20 protein-coding genes are annotated in these 18,515 nt (G+C 46.0%); 10 read left to right on the forward strand and 10 right to left on the reverse strand.

The annotated features are described in order from the left end of the window. Positions 1-71 precede the first annotated feature (71 nt). The 4 genes from TRNA_RS23605 to TRNA_RS23620 are packed head-to-tail and all read left to right on the forward strand — an operon-like array spanning position 72 to position 2,794. A complete protein-coding gene (locus TRNA_RS23605; RefSeq protein ID WP_003178880.1) occupies positions 72-641 on the forward strand; it encodes a non-oxidative hydroxyarylic acid decarboxylases subunit B in 570 nt (189 codons plus the stop codon). A gap of 13 nt (positions 642-654) precedes the next feature. Continuing rightward, positions 655-2,076, forward strand: a complete 1,422-nt coding sequence (locus tag TRNA_RS23610; protein ID WP_009330203.1) for a non-oxidative hydroxyarylic acid decarboxylases subunit C — start codon at positions 655-657, stop codon at positions 2,074-2,076. Between the two features lie 19 nt (positions 2,077-2,095). Next, entirely contained in the window at positions 2,096-2,323 is a 228-nt protein-coding gene (locus TRNA_RS23615; protein WP_011201556.1) for a non-oxidative hydroxyarylic acid decarboxylases subunit D, read from the forward strand. Between the two features lie 15 nt (positions 2,324-2,338). Then, complete coding sequence (locus TRNA_RS23620; protein ID WP_003178883.1) at positions 2,339-2,794, forward strand: pyridoxamine 5'-phosphate oxidase family protein; 456 nt, start codon at positions 2,339-2,341, stop codon at positions 2,792-2,794. Positions 2,795-2,828: 34 nt separating this feature from the next. On the opposite strand, the gene TRNA_RS23625 is transcribed toward TRNA_RS23620, so the two are convergent. The 9 genes from TRNA_RS23625 to TRNA_RS23670 all read right to left on the reverse strand — a co-directional run bounded on the left by TRNA_RS23625 (position 2,829) and on the right by TRNA_RS23670 (position 8,789). Continuing rightward, the gene (locus TRNA_RS23625; protein WP_003178884.1) at positions 2,829-3,275 is read right to left on the reverse strand and encodes a hypothetical protein; all 447 of its coding nucleotides are present in this window, start codon (positions 3,273-3,275) and stop codon (positions 2,829-2,831) included. A gap of 25 nt (positions 3,276-3,300) precedes the next feature. After that, a complete protein-coding gene (locus TRNA_RS23630) occupies positions 3,301-3,642 on the reverse strand; it encodes a hypothetical protein (RefSeq protein ID WP_003178885.1) in 342 nt (113 codons plus the stop codon). 57 nt (positions 3,643-3,699) lie between these two features. Continuing rightward, positions 3,700-4,146: a hypothetical protein gene (locus TRNA_RS23635; protein WP_003178886.1), complete on the reverse strand. Its 447-nt coding sequence runs from the start codon at positions 4,144-4,146 to the stop codon at positions 3,700-3,702. A gap of 20 nt (positions 4,147-4,166) precedes the next feature. Next, entirely contained in the window at positions 4,167-4,847 is a 681-nt protein-coding gene (locus TRNA_RS23640; RefSeq protein WP_003178887.1) for a hypothetical protein, read from the reverse strand. 440 nt (positions 4,848-5,287) lie between these two features. Next, entirely contained in the window at positions 5,288-6,091 is an 804-nt protein-coding gene (locus TRNA_RS23650) for a hypothetical protein (RefSeq protein WP_003178889.1), read from the reverse strand. 25 nt (positions 6,092-6,116) lie between these two features. After that, on the reverse strand, positions 6,117-6,458 hold the full coding sequence (locus TRNA_RS23655) for a hypothetical protein (RefSeq protein WP_003178890.1): 342 nt from the start codon (positions 6,456-6,458) through the stop codon (positions 6,117-6,119). Between the two features lie 12 nt (positions 6,459-6,470). Then, positions 6,471-8,096: a ribonuclease YeeF family protein gene (locus tag TRNA_RS23660; RefSeq protein ID WP_003178891.1), complete on the reverse strand. Its 1,626-nt coding sequence runs from the start codon at positions 8,094-8,096 to the stop codon at positions 6,471-6,473. 17 nt (positions 8,097-8,113) lie between these two features. Continuing rightward, positions 8,114-8,392, reverse strand: coding sequence for a YwqI/YxiC family protein (locus tag TRNA_RS23665; protein ID WP_003178892.1), 279 nt, complete (start codon positions 8,390-8,392; stop codon positions 8,114-8,116). 13 nt (positions 8,393-8,405) lie between these two features. Next, positions 8,406-8,789, reverse strand: coding sequence for a YwqH-like family protein (locus TRNA_RS23670; RefSeq protein WP_003178893.1), 384 nt, complete (start codon positions 8,787-8,789; stop codon positions 8,406-8,408). A gap of 501 nt (positions 8,790-9,290) precedes the next feature. Between TRNA_RS23670 and TRNA_RS23675 the strand changes: the two genes are divergently transcribed. The 6 genes from TRNA_RS23675 to mmsB all read left to right on the forward strand — a co-directional run bounded on the left by TRNA_RS23675 (position 9,291) and on the right by mmsB (position 17,200). Next, positions 9,291-10,283 carry a substrate-binding domain-containing protein gene (locus TRNA_RS23675; protein WP_003178894.1) on the forward strand — a complete coding sequence of 331 codons (993 nt, stop codon included), beginning with the start codon at positions 9,291-9,293 and terminating at the stop codon, positions 10,281-10,283. Further along, positions 10,276-12,039, forward strand: a complete 1,764-nt coding sequence (locus TRNA_RS23680; protein ID WP_003178895.1) for a cache domain-containing sensor histidine kinase — start codon at positions 10,276-10,278, stop codon at positions 12,037-12,039. The genes TRNA_RS23675 and TRNA_RS23680 overlap by 8 nt, the downstream gene beginning before the upstream one ends. After that, entirely contained in the window at positions 12,032-13,234 is a 1,203-nt protein-coding gene (locus tag TRNA_RS23685) for a response regulator transcription factor (RefSeq protein ID WP_003178896.1), read from the forward strand. Before TRNA_RS23680 ends, TRNA_RS23685 begins: the two co-directional genes overlap by 8 nt. 127 nt (positions 13,235-13,361) lie before the next feature. Next, the gene (chvE, locus tag TRNA_RS23690; RefSeq protein WP_003178897.1) at positions 13,362-14,441 is read left to right on the forward strand and encodes a multiple monosaccharide ABC transporter substrate-binding protein; all 1,080 of its coding nucleotides are present in this window, start codon (positions 13,362-13,364) and stop codon (positions 14,439-14,441) included. 4 nt (positions 14,442-14,445) lie between these two features. After that, complete coding sequence (gene mmsA, locus TRNA_RS23695) at positions 14,446-16,014, forward strand: multiple monosaccharide ABC transporter ATP-binding protein (protein WP_003178898.1); 1,569 nt, start codon at positions 14,446-14,448, stop codon at positions 16,012-16,014. Continuing rightward, positions 15,989-17,200, forward strand: coding sequence for a multiple monosaccharide ABC transporter permease (mmsB, locus tag TRNA_RS23700; protein ID WP_003178900.1), 1,212 nt, complete (start codon positions 15,989-15,991; stop codon positions 17,198-17,200). Before mmsA ends, mmsB begins: the two co-directional genes overlap by 26 nt. Before the next feature lie 46 nt (positions 17,201-17,246). Here the strand turns inward: mmsB and TRNA_RS23705 are convergent, their stop codons facing one another. After that, positions 17,247-18,515, reverse strand: a complete 1,269-nt coding sequence (locus TRNA_RS23705; protein ID WP_011197540.1) for an MFS transporter — start codon at positions 18,513-18,515, stop codon at positions 17,247-17,249.

Raw genomic sequence — 18,515 nt, forward strand, 5'->3', positions numbered from 1 at the left:
AGATATTTTCAATATGGTAAATAGAGGCGTATCATTTTAACTGAAGCACCAGGAAGGAAAGGGGGGCGCATATGAACATCATCGTCGGAATCACGGGCGCGACCGGCGCGGTATTTGGCGTGCGGATGCTGGAGTGGCTGAAGAAAACCGACGCAGAGACACACCTTGTCATCTCTCCGTGGGCAGCGGCAACGATCCTGCACGAAACGGGATATACGATGAAAGACGTGGAAAAGCTCGCATCTTTTACGTATTCCCACAAAGACCAGGCGGCCCGCATTTCAAGCGGTTCCTTTCAAACGGACGGAATGATTGTCGCACCGTGCAGTATGAAGACGTTGGCGGGCATCCGCACCGGTATGGCGGATAACCTCTTGACCCGTTCGGCGGACGTCATGCTGAAGGAACGGAAAAAGCTCGTTCTGTTAACAAGGGAGACGCCGCTGAACCAGATTCATCTTGAAAACATGCTTGAGCTGACAAAAATGGGGGCGGTGATCCTGCCGCCGATGCCGGCTTTTTATAATCATCCCCAAAATCTGACCGAAATGGTCGATCATATCGTATTTCGGACGCTGGACCAATTTGGCATCCATCTGTCTGAAGCGAAGCGCTGGGAAGGTATGAAACAGGAGAAATAAGGAGGATAACAGAATGGCTTATCAAGATTTTAGAGATTTTTTAAATACGCTGAAAAAAGAAGGACAGCTTCTTGAAGTCCAGGAAGAGGTGAAGCCGGAACCCGATTTGGGAGCAGCTGCACGCGCCGCCAACAACCTCGGAGACAAATCACCCGCTCTTTTATTCAACAACATTTACGGCTATAACAATGCCCAAATCGCGCTGAATGTAATCGGCTCCTGGCCGAACCACGCATTAATGCTCGGCCTTCCAAAAGACACGCCGGTTAAAGAACAATTCTTTGAGTTCGCGCGCCGTTATAATCAGTTTCCAGTAAAAGTGCAAAGAGAGGAGACAGCGCCGTTTCACGAAAACGAAATCACAGAAGACATCAACCTGTTTGACATTCTGCCGCTCTTCCGCATCAATCAGGGCGACGGCGGCTTTTATTTAGACAAGGCATGCGTCATTTCGAGAGATGTCGAGGATCCGGACCACTTCGGCAAGCAAAACGTCGGCATGTACAGATTGCAGGTAAAAGGCAAAGACCGCCTCGGCATTCAGCCCGTCCCGCAGCATGACATTGCGATCCACCTGCGTCAGGCTGAAGAGCGCGGCGAAAACCTGCCTGTCACGATTGCGCTCGGCTGCGAACCGGTTATTGCAACGGCGGCATCCACACCGCTCTTATACGATCAATCAGAATACGAGATGGCAGGGGCCCTGCAAGGCGAACCATATAAAATCGTCAAATCAAAACTGTCTAACTTAGATATCCCATGGGGCGCAGAAGTGGTTCTCGAAGGTGAGATCCTTGCGGGCGAACGCGAGTATGAAGGTCCGTTCGGCGAGTTTACCGGCCACTATTCAGGCGGACGAAGCATGCCGATCATCAAAATCAAGCGCGTCTGCCACCGCAACAATCCGATTTTTGAACACCTGTATTTAGGCATGCCTTGGACTGAGGTTGACTATATGGTCGGCATTAATACATGTGTGCCGCTTTACCAGCAGCTTAAAGAGGCGTATCCGAATGAAATTGTCGCGGTAAACGCGATGTATACGCACGGCTTGATCGCCATTGTATCAACGAAAAGCCGCTACGGCGGATTCGCCAAAGCCGTCGGCATGCGCGCGCTGACAACTCCGCACGGCCTCGGCTACTGCAAAATGGTGATCCTCGTTGACGAAGACGTCGATCCGTTTAACCTCCCGCAAGTGATGTGGGCAATCTCAACGAAAATGCATCCGAAACACGATGCAGTCATCATCCCGGATTTATCCGTTTTGGCGCTAGATCCAGGTTCTGAACCGGCGGGAATCACCCACAAAATGATATTGGACGCGACAACGCCGGCTGCACCGGAAACAAGGGGACACTATTCACAGCCGCTCGATTCCCCTATAGGAACGAAAGAGTGGGAAGCAAAATTAATGAATCTGCTAAATCAATAAAAGAGGAGAGTGTTTCATCATGCATACATGTCCGCGCTGCGACTTAAAAAAAGCGGAAACCGTCAGCAAATCACCCGTTGAAGGAGCCTGGGAAGTCTATCAATGCCAGCACTGCTTTTTCACTTGGAGGTCATCAGAGCCGGAGACGATCACAAATCCTGAAAAATACAATCCGGCCTTTAAAATCGATCCCGCTGAAGTTGAAACAGCTGTACAAGTGCCGGCGATTCCAGACCGGAAAATCTAAAGGGAGGCATCCGGCATGGCTCAGCTATCAAACGAACTATTTCAGCTTTTAAACGGAGAGAAGCTCGCCGGTAAGCGGCACGAAGCGATGATGCTCCAGACCGTCACAGAAGACGGCTGGCCGCACACGGCGATGATCAGCGCCGGCGAAATCCTTGCCCTGAACAAAACCGACATCCGCCTGGCTCTCTGGCAAGGCACAACGACGACCGCGAATATTGCGAGAACAGGACGGGCGCTCTTCGTCGCTTGCTGGAAAGGCAAAGCACATTATGTGCGGCTGTCTTTAAAGAAACTGCCCGAATTAAGAGACGCCAAACACCCGAGAGCGCGCTTCGCCGGTACGGTCGAAGCGGCCCGGGAAGATATCGCAAAATACGCTGATATCATCTCCGGCGTTCAGATTAAGCTGAAGGATGAAGCGGCGGTTTTGCGGCGGTGGGAAGAGACGCTGGGGGAGCTGAGGAAATGAAGAAAAGGACCATGGCGAACCATGGTCCTTTCAATTATTTCTGCAGCATTTTATTCGTCACTTTATAAGCCAGGATACAGCAAATTGTAATAAAAATAATGGCGATCGAAAGGATCACGAGCTTTTCAGCAACGGTATATATCGGCATGGGAAGAATAGCAGCGCAGACGGCAAACAGGCTGCCAAAATAAACAAACAGGATCAGAGGCTTTTTGTATTTTTTCCAAATCACTTGATTAATCCCGTTTTTTTCGGGATCTGCCGGGTGTTTGCGGTCTTCATCTTTCATCAATTTATTTAGCAGTAGATAAATGAGAAATGCGAATAAAGTTGCCGAGAAAATATTAAAACAGAGGATAAACAGCTTTTCCCCGATGCTCATCTTCGGATTCAGAACGGCGCTTAGAACGGAGCCGCATACGAAAAACAGGTAGACGGATAAGATGGCTTTGTTTCTTGGTTTTTGTAGAAAATTAGACATTCGGATCTCTCCAATTGTAAATGATTTAAACGCTGAAAATGAGATGGACCAGAAAAGAAAAAATATAAAAGATGATGATGCTTAAGATGCCTCTGCCCACAAGATAAAGGGCGAAATACAGTTTTCTCAGGAACCAGTTGTATCTTAATAGCCGTTTGTAAACAAAGTAGCCGGTGCCGACAAGAAGAAAAACGAATGTATTTGTGATTTTATGGGACCGTTTTTCAGGTTTTAAAAAGATCATTTTTTCATATTCAATGATCATATGACTCGCAATGATTAAAAAACACAAACTGTAAGCGAAATGAGCGGCCAACATACCGGCGATTAAGTATTCGGTATATTCAACAAAAGTTTCTGGTGACATCATAACTCCTTTATGAATAGCGGTCTCAAGCGTTTTTTAACTGACATAAAAAGCTTTTCATTCTTCGTCAGGCATTCTTTCCAAACAAGACCGGTTCAGCATTTGATTCGCCGTTTGATAAACCGCAAAAAAATTGCCCGATATCACGGCAAACAGAATCGCAAACATGCCGGATTTCCAAGCGAGTGAGAGTTCGGACATGGAAAACACGGATATTCCCACAATCAGTATGCCGACGAAGTAGAAAGAGAGCGTGAACGGTTTTCTGTGTTTCTTCCAAAAGATTTTCGCGACGATGTTGCATCGGGGCGCGCTTTGATCTTTCTTCGGCTTATTTATAAACACATAAATGATGAATGTGAATAAAGAAATTGAAACGAACATAAAGCCGATGACGGCAAGCCTTTCCTTCCAGTTGATTGCAGGTTTGACAAGGGCGGCCAAAATGATGATTGTTGCATATAGGGAATAAACTAAGAAAATGATTTTATTTCTGCCTTTCAAACATGACATCTCCTTGTGCCTTAAATCCTATGCTGTCTGATGATATCTTGATTCGCTTTGATGAAGAAGTATTTGTGGATGAATTTGACCCCCATTATAGAAAATAAACAAGCCATAAGCAGATAGACGATACTCATCAACAAATAGACGGCAGACTCTGAAACTCGCAAAACAGCATGACTTATCATATAACCGGCCGCCGGAACAGCCGCCAAAAGCATCCCTGTCGGAGCTGCTGTCTCCCTTTTGCCTCTTTTAGGATCAGGGAATACAGCCAAGTAATACCGAATGACGAGGAAGATAGAGGCGGCATATATGAATAGTGACAGACTGATCAACGGTAAATGAAAACCGATGGCAGAAAACATCATTTTTTGCGCCGTGATCAGCTGGCAATATGACATACCGCTGAAAGATACGCCCATAAACCGAACATATTGAAGGTGATGAAGATATTCGGTCATGTTTCTGGTATTTATGAGGATCATCCAAACATTGATCAGAATAGCGACAGGGAGGACGGCAAAAGTGAAAAATTCGACTTTGCTCGCCAGCACAGGTAATATGCAGAGAATATCCAGCACCAACACGATAAAACAGGCCATTCCCCATTTCGTTTCCCGGCTGACGGGAGCCTTCAAATGAGATTGAATATTGTAAGGTAAATCTTTGTATACAACCGTTTCTTTTAATCTCAGCAAAACTTATATTCCTCCGCTTATCCCTCTGAATTTTTATAATTCTCCATGTGTTTTTTCAGCCAGACCTTTTTTCTGAAGATATGCAATAGGAGCGGAAGAACGAAAAAGAACAAGCTGATAACCGAAACAAACAAGGGAATTTCTGAAGGGGCTTGTTCCAATAAACCCCATATCGTCATGATGACAAAAAAGATACCAACCACAGGGAATAAAATCGTGAAGATGATCATAGCTTCGTTTATTTTTTTATATAGAAAATTTTTTTCGTTTTTCATATTGAGCCCCTTTTCTTGATGGGTGTTTTCTGCATCGGCAACGTTTGGCTTTGTGTTTTTTCATATCTCGTCTATCTTCTTGAAACAATAATTCGGGAAACTGAGATAAGAGAAAGCATCCCGATGTGAGATGCTTTGAAATGTATTTATTCTCGCATTGCGGCATTATGTATTTTGAAAAGATACTGTATACTCAAGCCCTTTTAATAATTCGTTCCATTGCTCAAGTGTCCTTAATGAAATATGTACAGGTTTTTCATTGTGTTCATCATACTGAGCAACCCAAACGCCACGGGCAGATGGAATAAAAAAGACGATATTTTGCAAGAAAGGTCCATCGTTTAAGCTAGGGATGTAAAAATGTGAGATGTTGTTTAGCGACCATTGGTTTGCTTCAAGATCGGCTATCAATTGATTAAAGCTATGTTCTTCCTCAGGTGAAAAAGAACTTTTCTTCCGAACCTTTTCTGTCATGTCTTTATTACTCAGCCAGTCAAAGCATTTATCTGAAAGACGAAATTTTAAAGGAATATGTTCCTCATCAGTTGAAAAGTGGTAATAGTCTTTCATCAGCTGGGCAATTTCCTGCTCGTCGACATACGCAAATTCATGGATGATATCGCGGTCAATCATATGGAAAAGCCATGTTTCATTTTCAAAATGGTGAAGCATTAAAGTGTTTTTATTGTCAAGGTTGGAACAGCGGATCATTTGTTCTGAATTCACATAGGAAACGATGAATTTCTGCATTTCTTCGCTTAAAGGATTTTCGTCTTTTGAACTTTTTTCTTCGTCCCAGTATTGTTTTAAAATGAGCTGGTTGACAGTTGCCTCTAAGATTGCATCCCATTCTTTTTTTGATTTTTTTCCTAACGATGATTCAAGAATTCCTTTTGCAACACCAGGATAGTCACATAACCCTACTAAAAGCGCTAGTTCTTCTGATGTACATGTGATGAGGTGTTTCATTGTTTTCACATCCTTGATTATAAACTTAAACCTTGAAAATGAAGTGAAGGATAAATGATAAAATATAGAAAATGATGATACTTAAAATACCGCTCCCCAGAAGGTAAAGGGCATAATAAAATTTTCTTAGGAACAAGTTATATCTATATAGTCGTTTATATGTAAAATAACTTGCACCAAAAATCAATGCAAAACCGAAATTAACAGTTTTTTTAAATATATTTGAGGGGGGTCTGAAAGTCCCCTGCTCATAATAATTCATAGTTATATACCCAAGAAATAAAGTGCAAAGTCCAAATACAAATTGAGAACTTAAAATAGCAGCAATCAAATATTCAGCATATTCAACAAATACTTTCGGCGTCATAATGCCTCCTATCTATTTAAACCAACTTTTCACAGACTCAAAACTGTTTTTAATTCCTTTTTCAATAGAACCAGCAACTTTTTCACCAGCATCCTTAATTGCATCACCGTATGAAGAGCTAGCAATTGCTCCAGCTACTCCGCCTATCGCTCCACCAACAATCACTCCCACAGGACCGCCGACGCTTCCTATTGTTGCTCCAATTTCAACACCTGTAGAAACAGCAAAAATGTCTGTACCAACACCTGCTGCGAAACGTCCTGTTTTTTCTGCAAAACTTTTGTCCGAGTTCTCGGGATCGGTATATTCTGTAAGGTTAGAAGCGAAAGTAACTGCGGTACCAACAATAGGGACTCCTCTTTCTAATGCAGTAAACCCTTTTGCCTTGGCTGTGGACTCCATTATATCAACCGCACCCGCTTTTGTCCTCAGGGCAGCTCTCTTGCGAAATTCTTTCCCATCTATAAAACTATGTTGATTTTTAGGGAACCCCACAGCATGTTTAAACATCATGGATGGACTATCATAAGAAGCGACAAATTTTTGCGCTTTTTTAAGTAATGGGTTGCTTGGATTCGAGTCAGAGATGTTTTTAATGGTTCTCGCAACTTTCGAACTGTGATCTCCTTGAGAAGTCCAAGAACGATGTGACATGACCTGAAATTTATATTCCCCTTTAAATCGCTGCCACTTCGTCGGTTTTCCTCCTTGATAATAAATTTTTAATTTTCGCGTCCACGCGATTGATGCTGTTGCGTTGGCTGCGTGATACCCTAATAAGGCTTTATCACCGACATCTAATGGTTCTCCGAATGTTTCGAAGTAACTAAGAATTTCGTGTGCTATATTTGTTTTTTCTTTATCCTGTGTATCAGGATTCGTTAACGTTTCTGCCGCTTTTTCTTCTAATCGCCCAAGCATCTTTTCCATCGGTGTTTCGCCGGGGTTTTGCAGGTCGTTTTGCAGGCCGCCGGGAGCTTGACTGATTGTTGAGTCATTTTGCGGTTTTAAAATTGAACCGCTTTTATATTCCGATATTTCAATCTTCGGCCCCGTATACATTTTCTCCAGCTGCTGGATGTATTGCTTCATCGTATCGAGGTCTTCTCTCGCCGCTTTCAGCGCATTTGTCTGTTCGCGGTCGAAGGTGTGGAGCTTTTCGAGCGTCTCGCTGATTTGTCTTTGCGCTTTTTTTGCGTTTTCGTTGACGGCTGAATCGTCTAGGTCGGGCAGGTCGACGATGTGGCTGACAGTGGCCATCGTCTGGTTGGCTTTTGACGTCAATCTGCCAGTCAGCGATTCGGCTTGACTGACGCCGTCATGGAGTTCGTTCTCAAGAAAGCTTTGCGAGATAAAGCCGTTTTGGTTCGGTTCAAGGGAATGAAGCGCACTTTTCGTCTTTTCTAAAAGTCCTTTATAGTCGGAAATAAAAGATTCATAAAAAAGAAGAAAAGTGGTGTGGCATTCTTCGTAGAACGAGCGGATCGCTTCACCGCCCGCGCCTTTTAAGGCGTCGTCAAGGGAGGTGAGGCCTTTGATGCTTTGTTTGACTTTTGAAATCTCGTCAGTCTGGTTTTTTAATTCGGTCAGCGTTTTGTCTAGGCCGGTTTGAAAAGCCTGAACATCTAGAGTTTTCAATGCGTAGTCCCTTCCTTCTACTTGGCTTTGATCGATGACGACAGCTTTTTGTCGGCGTCTTTTATGGCGTTGACAGCCTGCTCGGTTTGCGCAATTTGTTTAGCGAGAGCCGATGCGTATGCTTTTGTCAGGCTTTTCAAATCTTTGTTCATGCTTTCGATTTTTTTGACGACGTCAAGGTTGTTTTTGCCGCTGATATCTGTCTGCACGTTCGGCTTCACGGCTTGGGCTGAATGCTTCAGTTTTGAGAGCGCCTGTTTGACTTCGCCCGTTTTGACTTTGATTTCTTGACCCATCGTAATCACTCCTTTAGCGGCGGGCTTCTCTTTCTTCTTTTTCCAGTTTTTCGATTTTCGTTTTTAATGAGCTGATATCCTTACCTAGCGAATCAATATCATCATTTAAAGAAGAGATTTTCTCCTTTAATTGTTTAAACACTTCATTTAGCTGCTTTCCGCAAATATCATTATATGCCGTTTTCATGTCGCTTCTGACGTTTTTAAAAGAATCAGCCAGGCTGCCCTGCCATGTCGTCGGCGACAGTTCGGGCTTTTTGATACTGTCTTTTGAATCGTCAAATTCCTTTTTATCTGCTTCTAATTCAGTTTGGCAATTTTTCAGTTGTTCGAGCTGTTGTTTTTTGATGAGAAGTGTACCTTGCAGCCCGTATAAAACTGTTTTTTCCCAGATCATGTTACTGCCACCTCCCGGAAAATTTGATTCAAATGACCTGTTGGGTTCCGTTCATTAAAGGACCTTATTAATGTTACAACATGGTATAAATGAGTTGAATGGGAAAAATGTACCGTGAACAAAGAATCTAGTTGAGCGGTGGAGCAGGGGATTCCTTATTATGACTGCGATTTTGCACATTTCTCCATTTTCCTGCAAGGTCAAAAGACATAGTTCTTAAGTTTTGGATTTTTGGTGTGTTTATTTTTTGTTTCACAAACTTTAAGGTAATTTTAAGAAAGAGGCGATCTTGCCAACCCTAAACAGGGTTTTTCGAACAGAATGTCAAATAGATTAGATATTTCATAAGAACAAGGGGGAATTGTCTGTTTGTGATGAATAAAGGAGGACGGGCGGAATTTCTGTCAGGATGCTCAGCTGGGTTCTTAGAAAAAAATGCGGCTAAATATATATTTATAGATTGTAAACGCTGTCTTGTCCTCGACCAACAGGGGGATGAAGATGAAGAAGCTGTTAGTTGTTTATGCCGTGATGCTCTGTTTGTTTTTTCTGTATGTCTACGACTACTCCCGGGGCGATAAAGCCGGTTCTGCAGAAGAAAGCAGGAGGCCTGCGGCCGCAGGCAGTCTGTCCGAAAAATACGTGATGGTCACGTTTCAATCGGGAATCGAATATTGGAAGAGCGGTCTGAAAGGCTTTGAGGATGCCGCGCAGCTTTTCAACGTCTCTGTCGAGTATCGGGGGGCGGCCCATTATGATGTCCATGAGCAAACGACCGTCCTCGAGCAGGTGATTGCAAAAAAACCGGCGGGAATCGCTGTTTCGGCAATAAACCCAAAAGCTTTAAACCCTGTCATCGACAAGGCGCACGAGCAGGGTATTCCGATCGTTTTATTTGATTCAGACGCCCCGCTCAGCAAAGCTTCTACATATATCGGCACAAATAATATGGAAGCGGGTGCTGTGGCCGCAAGGCGAATGGCCGAATTTTTGAATGGAAAGGGAGAAACCGCGGTCATTACCCAGCCGCAGCAGTACAATCATCAGGAAAGGACGAAGGGCTTTGAACAAACGATCAAGCAAAAATACCCGAACATGAAGGTTGCCGCGGTTTTGGACGGAAAAGGGGATGAGCTGACGTCGAAAAAAGAAGCGGCGAAGATTTTGGAGGAAAATCCGTCCATCAAAGGAATTTTCACGACTGAAGCCAATGGAGCGAGCGGCGTGGCCCGTGCTGTGAAGGAGGCGGGACTTGAAGGGGAAGTATGTATCATCGGCTTTGATAAAGACAAGAAAACGCTGGACGGCATCAAAAACGGATCGATTTCCGCGACAATGAGCCAGGACACATGGCAAATGGGCTATTGGTCGCTGCACATGCTGTTTTTCTCAAATCACCATCTGAAGCATGAACGCCCGCTTCCGGCCGCAATCGACACAGGCATTACCATCATAACGAAAGAAAATGTGGCAGCCTATTATGCGAATGATTAAACGTTTGATCAATAATGCGCCGATCCGTCATAAGCTGATCAGCCTTCTCTTGTTAATCAGCATGCTGCCGACGATCGGCCTGGGCATTTTATCGGGATGGGCCGTTGAAAATATTATTGAAAAACAGGTGATCGACCAAACACTGCAGCTGATCGGCGAAGTGAACAAGACGGCTGAAGTGTATGTCAGCCACATGCAGAACCTGACATATTTAATATCAATGAATGAAGAAATGGAAGCGTTTTTTAGTCATAAAAAGGAGGATGGAGAGGCGGATTATAAGCGAAGGACGTTTTTGCAGGGCCTGACTTCTTTATATTCCGAAGCAGCGGGTATTCTCGTTGTCAATGATAAGGGTGAGATGATCAGCAATGAGATGTATGAACGCACGCCGACAGATTTGACAAAAGAACCATGGTATCAGGCGGCTCTCGACAATGAAGGGATTTTCAAGATGATCGGGAAGCCTGTCAACCGGAATATCAGAAGCCATGTGCACTATAGGGAAGATGAGGTCGTTTCCGCCGTCAGAGCTGTTATCGATCCTGAAACACAGCATGTGAAAGGCGTTGTACTCATCGATTTGAAGCTGCGCGTCCTCGCAGAAGCGACAAAAAATATCCGCTTGGGGAAAACGGGTTATTTGATGATCATGGATGAAAATGGCGGCAATATTTATTCGCCGGAGACTTCGAATCTATTTCTGCCGAAAAAGTGGTTCCGTCAAGAACGTTCTGGATATTTTTCGAAGCGGATCAAGGGAGAGGAATATCAGTTCATTTATGAGACGTCTTCCTTTACGAACTGGACGACGGTCGGCGTTTTTAAAGCGGGTGAACCGGTTTTCGAAGTGAAGGAAATCCACTTGTATGTGCTTTTGTTTTTATTGACGGCGGCGTTTCTCGGAATGTCAGCTTCCTATTATTTGTCCCATTCCATGTCGCGGCCGATTTTGAAGCTGAATGCTGTCATGAAAACGGCGGAAAGCGGGAATTTTTCAACATTGTATCAGGAGGAAAGGGAAGATGAAATCGGCCTTTTGGGAAAAAGCTTCAATCGCCTGATGTTCAGAATCCGCGAGCTGATGTCCGTTACAGAAAGACAGGAGCGCCAAAAAAGAGAAGCCGAATTAAGAGCGCTGCAGGCGCAGATCAACCCTCACTTTCTCTACAATACGCTGGATACAATCAATTGGATGGCAAGGAAAAAAGGAGCGGAAGAGGTCAGCGATCTCGTGCAGGCTTTATCCAAGCTGTTCCGCATTTCCTTGAGCAAAGGGAAAGATATCATCCCGCTGTCTGATGAATTTGAACATGTTGAAAACTATTTGAAAATCCAAAAAGCGAGATACCGCGATAAATTAAACTACTCAATCGAAATGACCGGGCTTTGTGATGACCGCCTGATTTTGAAGCTCGTTCTTCAGCCTATCGTCGAAAATGCGATCTATCACGGAATTAAAGAAAAAAAGGGGCCGGGGCATATTGCGATCAAAGGCATGGAGGAGGATGGCTCGCTAATCATCAAAATCGAGGATGATGGAGCCGGAATGGATGAAGAGACGCTAAAGCAAATAACGGATCAATTCAAACACAGGGACGATACAGCGGGCTACGGCATGATCAACGTCCATGAACGGATCGCTCTTACATTTGGCGAGCCGTACGGTATAACGGTTGAAAGTCGGAAAGGAGCCGGAACCGCCGTCACGATACGGCTACCAATTTTAGCAAAAGGGGGAACAAGCCTTGAGTGAATGTTGGCGCGTACTGATTGCCGATGATGAACCGTGGATTCGGGAAGGAATACGGGATGCCGTCTCTTGGGAGCGCTATCAAATGTCGGTGTCGGCTGAAGCGGAGAATGGCGAGGAGGCTTTTGAGCTCGCTCTCAAACACGGTATCGACTTATTGATTGTCGACTTGAATATGCCGATCGTAAACGGAATTGCCTTGATGAAAAAGCTCCGCGGCGCCTTGCCCCAGTGCCGCTTTGTCATCGTGACGGGCTACGATCAGTTTGCATACGCGCAAGAAGCGATCCGGCTGAATGTTGATGATTATTTGTTAAAGCCGGTCGATCCCGCTCATCTGGAACAAGTGCTCAAAAAGATCAGCGTGTCGCTTGCAGCTGAGAAAAAGAAGCTGAGCGAGCAAAAGCTTGCTGAGCAGCATATTCAACAAAACCTCGGCCTTCTGAAGGAGCATGTTTTCAGAAGCTGGATCGAAAACCGGGCAGACGAAGAAGACGTTTACCGGCAGCTCGAATGCCTCCGTCTGCCGGCGCGCAATCCTGAAACGCTCGGCGTCATCGCGGCTGGACATGTATGGAACAAACCGTCTGAAGCCGACAATCTGAAAGAAAAAGTAGAACGTTTTTTTATTAACGAGCGAGATAAAGCCGTATTTTTCGACGGAGACCGCCTGATCGCCGCCTGTCTGTGGCGTTCTGTTACGGAAGCCGAACAGCGGGCGCTTGCAGAGATGATCAAAGCCGAATTGCAGGCAAGCGCAGCCGTCTGTTTTGCGAAGCTTGCTGAAAACGGCCGCTCAGCCCCGCAATGCTATCAGCACTGCAGGCAGCAAGTGTCGAAAGCATTCAATATCTCGCCGGTTGTCATAAGGGCCAAGGAGTATATGCAAAAGCATTTCACTGAAAGGGAGTTTTCTTTAAAACAGATGGCGGATGCGCTTCAAGTCTCGTCCGTCTATTTGAGCAGAATGATGAAGAAGGAGCTCGGCGTGACATTTGTTCAGCTTTTGACGGAGATGCGCATGGATCAAGCGGTTCACCTGTTAGAGACAACCCCTCTTTCAATTCATGACATTGCCGAACAAACGGGCTATGATACACAGCACTATTTCAGCACTGTATTTAAAAAGACGATGGGTGTATCCCCCAATCAGTACCGCCGCATGTCGGGAATTGAAAGAACAGGAGGAAAATTGTAATGTAAGCGCTTCAAAAAAGTCTGATTTTTATAAAAATAGTTAATTAATTCAAAAGACGGACATTCGAAAGACATGGTACAGTTGGCATGATTCATGATGGGAGAAATCAAAAAGGGGGATACCAAGCATGAAAAAATGCTGGCTGTTGATCACTGCAATGCTTTTCTGTCTCATCGTTACCGCTTGTTCGGGGAATCAGGCAAGCGGAGGGGGAGACAAAGGCTACGTCGGAATCTCAATGCCGACAAAGTCATCGGAACGCTGGGTGTATGACGGGAAATACATGGTGAAAGAGTTTGAAAAGCTCGGTTATAAAACGGATCTGCAGTATGCGGAAGATGTCGTTGAAAACCAAGTTTCACAAATCGAAAATATGATTACAAAGGGCGTCAATGTGCTTGTCATTGCTTCGATTGACGGAGAAGCGCTGACCGACGTCCTAGAGAAAGCAAACAAGCAGGATATTAAAGTCATTTCTTATGACCGGCTGCTCATGAACAGCAAACATGTCGACTATTATGCGACATTTGACAATCATAAAGTCGGGGAACTTCAAGGGAAATATATTGAAGAAAAGCTTGGCTTAAAAGACAAAAAAGGGCCGTTCAACATCGAATTGTTCGCGGGATCGCCCGACGACAACAACGCGCATTTCTTTTTTGACGGCGCCATGTCTGTTTTGAAGCCTTATATCGATTCGGGCAAATTAAAGGTGTTGAGCGGCCAGACTTCATTTGAGCAAGGGGCGACGCTCAGGTGGGACGGCGCAACCGCACAATCCCGGATGGACAATTTGCTGAGTGCGCATTATACAAAGGCGAAGCTTGATGCGGTGCTTTCACCGTATGACGGAATCAGCATCGGAATCATTTCATCCTTAAAAGGTGCGGGCTACGGCTCGGACAAGAAGCCGCTGCCGGTTATTACGGGACAGGATGCAGAGCTTGCTTCCGTGAATTCGATCATTAAAGGGGAGCAGACCTCAACCATTTTCAAAGATACGAGAGAGCTGGCGAAAAAAGCCGTTGAGATGGCGTCATCCGTCTTAAAAGGCGAAAAAGCGGAAGTCAATGACACAAAGACGTATGACAACGGAGAGAAGGTCGTTCCATCATACCTGCTTGAACCGGTCGTCGTCGACAAAGAGAACTACAAAAAAGTGCTCGTTGACGGCGGTTACTATAAAGAATCGGAATTAGGGAAGTGATCCGATGTCCGATTGCATTTTAGAGATGAGAGGCATCACGAAGGAGTTTCCCGGCGTCAAAGCGCTCGACAATGTCCACCTTCGCGTTAAAGCGGGCGAAATCCATGCCCTCTGCGGGGAAAACGGGGCGGGCAAGTCGACTTTGATGAAGGTGCTGAGCGGCGTCTATCCGTACGGTGCGTATACGGGCGACATTTTATATAAAGGGGAAGTATGCCAATTCAAAAATATTAAGCAAAGCGAGGAAGCGGGGATCGTCATCATCCACCAGGAGCTGGCGCTCGTCCCCCAGCTTTCCATTGCGGAAAATCTTTTTTTGGGCAATGAACAGGCCAGCCGCGGCGTCATCAATTGGCGAAAGACAAAGCTGGAAACGCTCGAATTAATGAAAAAAGTCGGGCTTCAAGAATCTCCGGATACGCTTGTTTCCCAAATCGGCGTCGGAAAGCAGCAGCTTGTTGAAATCGCCAAAGCTTTGGCAAAAAAAGTGCAGCTCTTGATTTTGGATGAACCGACGGCGGCTTTAAATGAAGCTGACAGCGAGAATCTGCTGCAGCTCTTGCTCGAACTGAAAAAACAGGGAATCTCTTCGATTATGATTTCCCATAAATTAAATGAAGTTACGAAAGTCGCAGATTCGATTACCGTGCTCCGGGACGGACAGACGATCGAAACGCTTGATGTTCAAAGCGGGCAATTGACTGAAAACCGGATCATCAGAGGCATGGTCGGCAGGGAGCTGCAAAACCGCTACCCTGACAGAAGCGCCGAGATCGGCGACGTCATCTTTGAAGTGAAGGATTGGACAGTTCACCATCCTCTTCAACAGGACCGCAAAGTGGTAAACATGGCGGCGTTTTCCGTGAAAAGAGGCGAGATCGCAGGAATTGCCGGACTGATGGGCTCCGGAAGGACGGAGCTGGCGATGAGCATTTTTGGAAGATCATATGGGAAAAACATTTCCGGCACAATCGAAAAAGACGGGCGGGAGCTTTACATCAACCACCCTGAAGATGCCATTAAAAACGGCATCGTCTATGTGACGGAGGACAGGAAAGGAAACGGTTTGATTCTGAAGGACAGCATTAAAGAAAACATTACGCTGTCGAAACTGGATAAGGTGTCGAGCCGATTGGTGATGGACGAGCGGCGCGAACAACATGAAGCGGAGGATTTTCGCCGGAAATTAAACATCAAGACGCCCGATATCAGCCAGCGGACCGGAAATTTAAGCGGAGGCAACCAGCAGAAGGTCATGCTGAGCAAGTGGATTTTCGCGGAGCCTGACGTTTTAATCCTGGATGAACCGACGCGCGGCATCGATGTCGGCGCCAAATACGAAATCTACGGCGTCATCAATCAGCTTGCCGAAGCGGGTAAAGCGGTTATCATGATCTCTTCGGAGCTTCCCGAGCTGCTGGGGATGTGCGACAGAATCTATACGATGTGTGAGGGGGAAATCACCGCCGAATTTTCCAAAGAAGAAGCCGATCAGGAGAAGCTGATGAAATATATGACCATCCGCATGAAGAGAGGGGGAGAAGCGTATGCAGACACCGGTGCAAACGGATAAAGACCGCGCTCAGCCCGGCTACTTTCAGCTGTTTCGCGATATGTATAAGCAGAATATCCGGAAATACAGCATGGTCATTGCGCTCGTGTTTATTATGCTGCTGTTTCAAATATTGACAGACGGAATTTTGCTGAGACCGCTGAACATTACGAACCTGATTTTGCAAAACAGCTACATTCTCATTTTAGCGATTGGGATGATGCTCGTCATCATCACGGGACACATTGATCTATCAGTCGGTTCAGTCGCCGCTTTTGTCGGCGCCGTCTCCGCGATGATGATCATTGAAAACGATATGCCGCTGTTTGCGGCGGTCGTCCTGTCGTTGCTTCTGGGAGCGGCAATCGGCGCCTGGCAGGGTTTTTGGATCGCTTATGTCAAGATTCCGGCCTTCATCGTGACGCTGGCGGGAATGCTTTTGTTCAGAGGGCTCACGATGATCGTGCTGGAGGGGAAATCGATCGCTCCGTTTCCTGTGTCCTTCCAAAAAATGGCGTCCGGTTTTATTCCGGACTGGCTGAACGGAGGCACGTTCCATTTGACGACGATTGTCGCCGGAGCGGGTGTGTCGATTCTTTATCTCGTATATCAGCTTCAGCAGAGAAACATGCAGAAGAAATTCCAATTTGACTTGCAGGGAAAAGGTCTGTTTACAGTTAAGGTGTTTTTTATCATCGCCATTATCAACCTTTTTACCTACATTCTCGCGACTTATGAAGGTATACCTCTCATTTTGATCACATTGTTCGTCTTAATCGCCGGGTATACATTCGTTATGAAAAAAACCGTCATCGGGCGGAGAATCTACGCGATCGGCGGCAATGAAAAAGCAGCCGAGCTTTCAGGAATCAAAACAAAACGGCTCACCTTTATGGTCTTCGTCAATATGGGCGTCTTAGCAGCCCTTTCAGGCTTGATTTTTGCCGCCCGTCTAAACGCGGCCACTCCGAAAGCAGGAAACCTGTTTGAACTTGACGCCATTGCGGCCTGCTTCATCGGCGGGGCTTCGGCTTACGGCGGTATCGGCACGATCGGCGGGGCCATCATCGGCGGTCTTGTCATGGGAGTCATGAACAACGGTATGTCGCTGCTCGGCCTGGGCATCGACTGGCAGCAGGCGATAAAAGGCCTCGTCCTTCTGATTGCCGTTGCATTTGATATTTACAATAAGAATAAAACTTCTTAATTCATAAGAAAAACCTGTTTTTGAACTTCAAAAACAGGTTTTTTCATTATTGCTGGACGGAACGCCCTTCCTGATTCAGTGTTGGATTTATTTTTTTAGGTTCCGGCAGCAGGATGTTCAAAATGCTTGCTACCGCCAAAATAACGATTGAAAGGTAGAAAGACAGGTTATAGTTGCCTGTTTGGCTGTACCAGACGCCCGGCAAATAAGCCCCGAGCGCCGAACCGATCTGGTGGCTGAGGAATAGCCAGCCGAGAATGAACCCGACGGAATACTGCCTGAAATACTGGGTTGCCAGCATTTGCGTCGGGGCGACGGTCGCAAAGTCGACCAAACCGAACAAAACCGCGAAGCAAAGCAGGAGCATCGAGTTGTGGCTCGACAACAGAATGACAAGCGACAGCGCCCTTACGGCATATAAAAAGCACAAAATTTTCCGGCTGCTCCAGCGGTCAGCGACGACGCCGGAAATCAAAATGCCGATGATGTTAAACCCGGCCAGCAGGCTGACAGCGGCGCTTGTTACTTCGGTCGAAAACCCGTGGTCATGCGAAAAAGGGATAAGATGGGTATCCATTAACCCCGTTGTTGTAAATCCGCAAATGAAAAACGGCAAGACGAGGAACCAAAACGTTCTTTTGAGAAAAACGGCTTTGTATGGAATCTTTTTCGGCTGGGCGTCCGGCTCTTCTTTTATCTCGCCGCCCTGAGCGCCGCCGATCGGCTGTACATTCTTTTCCGAAGGATGGTTCCGCAATAACAAGATGACGATCGGAAATACAATAACGGCTAAAAACAATCCCAGAACAATGACGGTCACTTTCCAGTTAAACCAGTGGATCATCATGAGCGATCCAGGGACAAGCAGCATCTGTCCCGCACCGAATCCCGCTTCCATGATGCCGAATGCAAGCCCGCGCTTCTCATTGAACCAATTGGTCACGATCACGGTCGACGCGACATTCGACGCACCGCCGACGCCGAGAGAAACGATGATGCCATACAAAATAAACAGCTGCCACGGAGAAGTCACGAGATATGTAAAAAAGATGCTCAAGCCGACCAGAAGCGTGCTGAGGGATAAAATGATCCGCGGTCCGAAGCGGTCGACAAGCCTGCCGATCACCGGCTGGGACACGCCATATACAATGAAGCTCAGCATGGAAATAAGCGAAATCGTGCCCCTGTCCATTGAAAATTCCTCTTCCCAAGGCTGAATAAAGGCTCCGAAAGAAAGGCGCACTCCTTGAACGGCCAAAAGCGTCAAAAACGTCACAAAAACGATAATCCAGGCGTAGTGTATTTTCCGTTTCAT

Source organism: Bacillus licheniformis DSM 13 = ATCC 14580, from assembly GCF_000011645.1.
In the GTDB taxonomy this organism is placed as follows: domain Bacteria; phylum Bacillota; class Bacilli; order Bacillales; family Bacillaceae; genus Bacillus; species Bacillus licheniformis.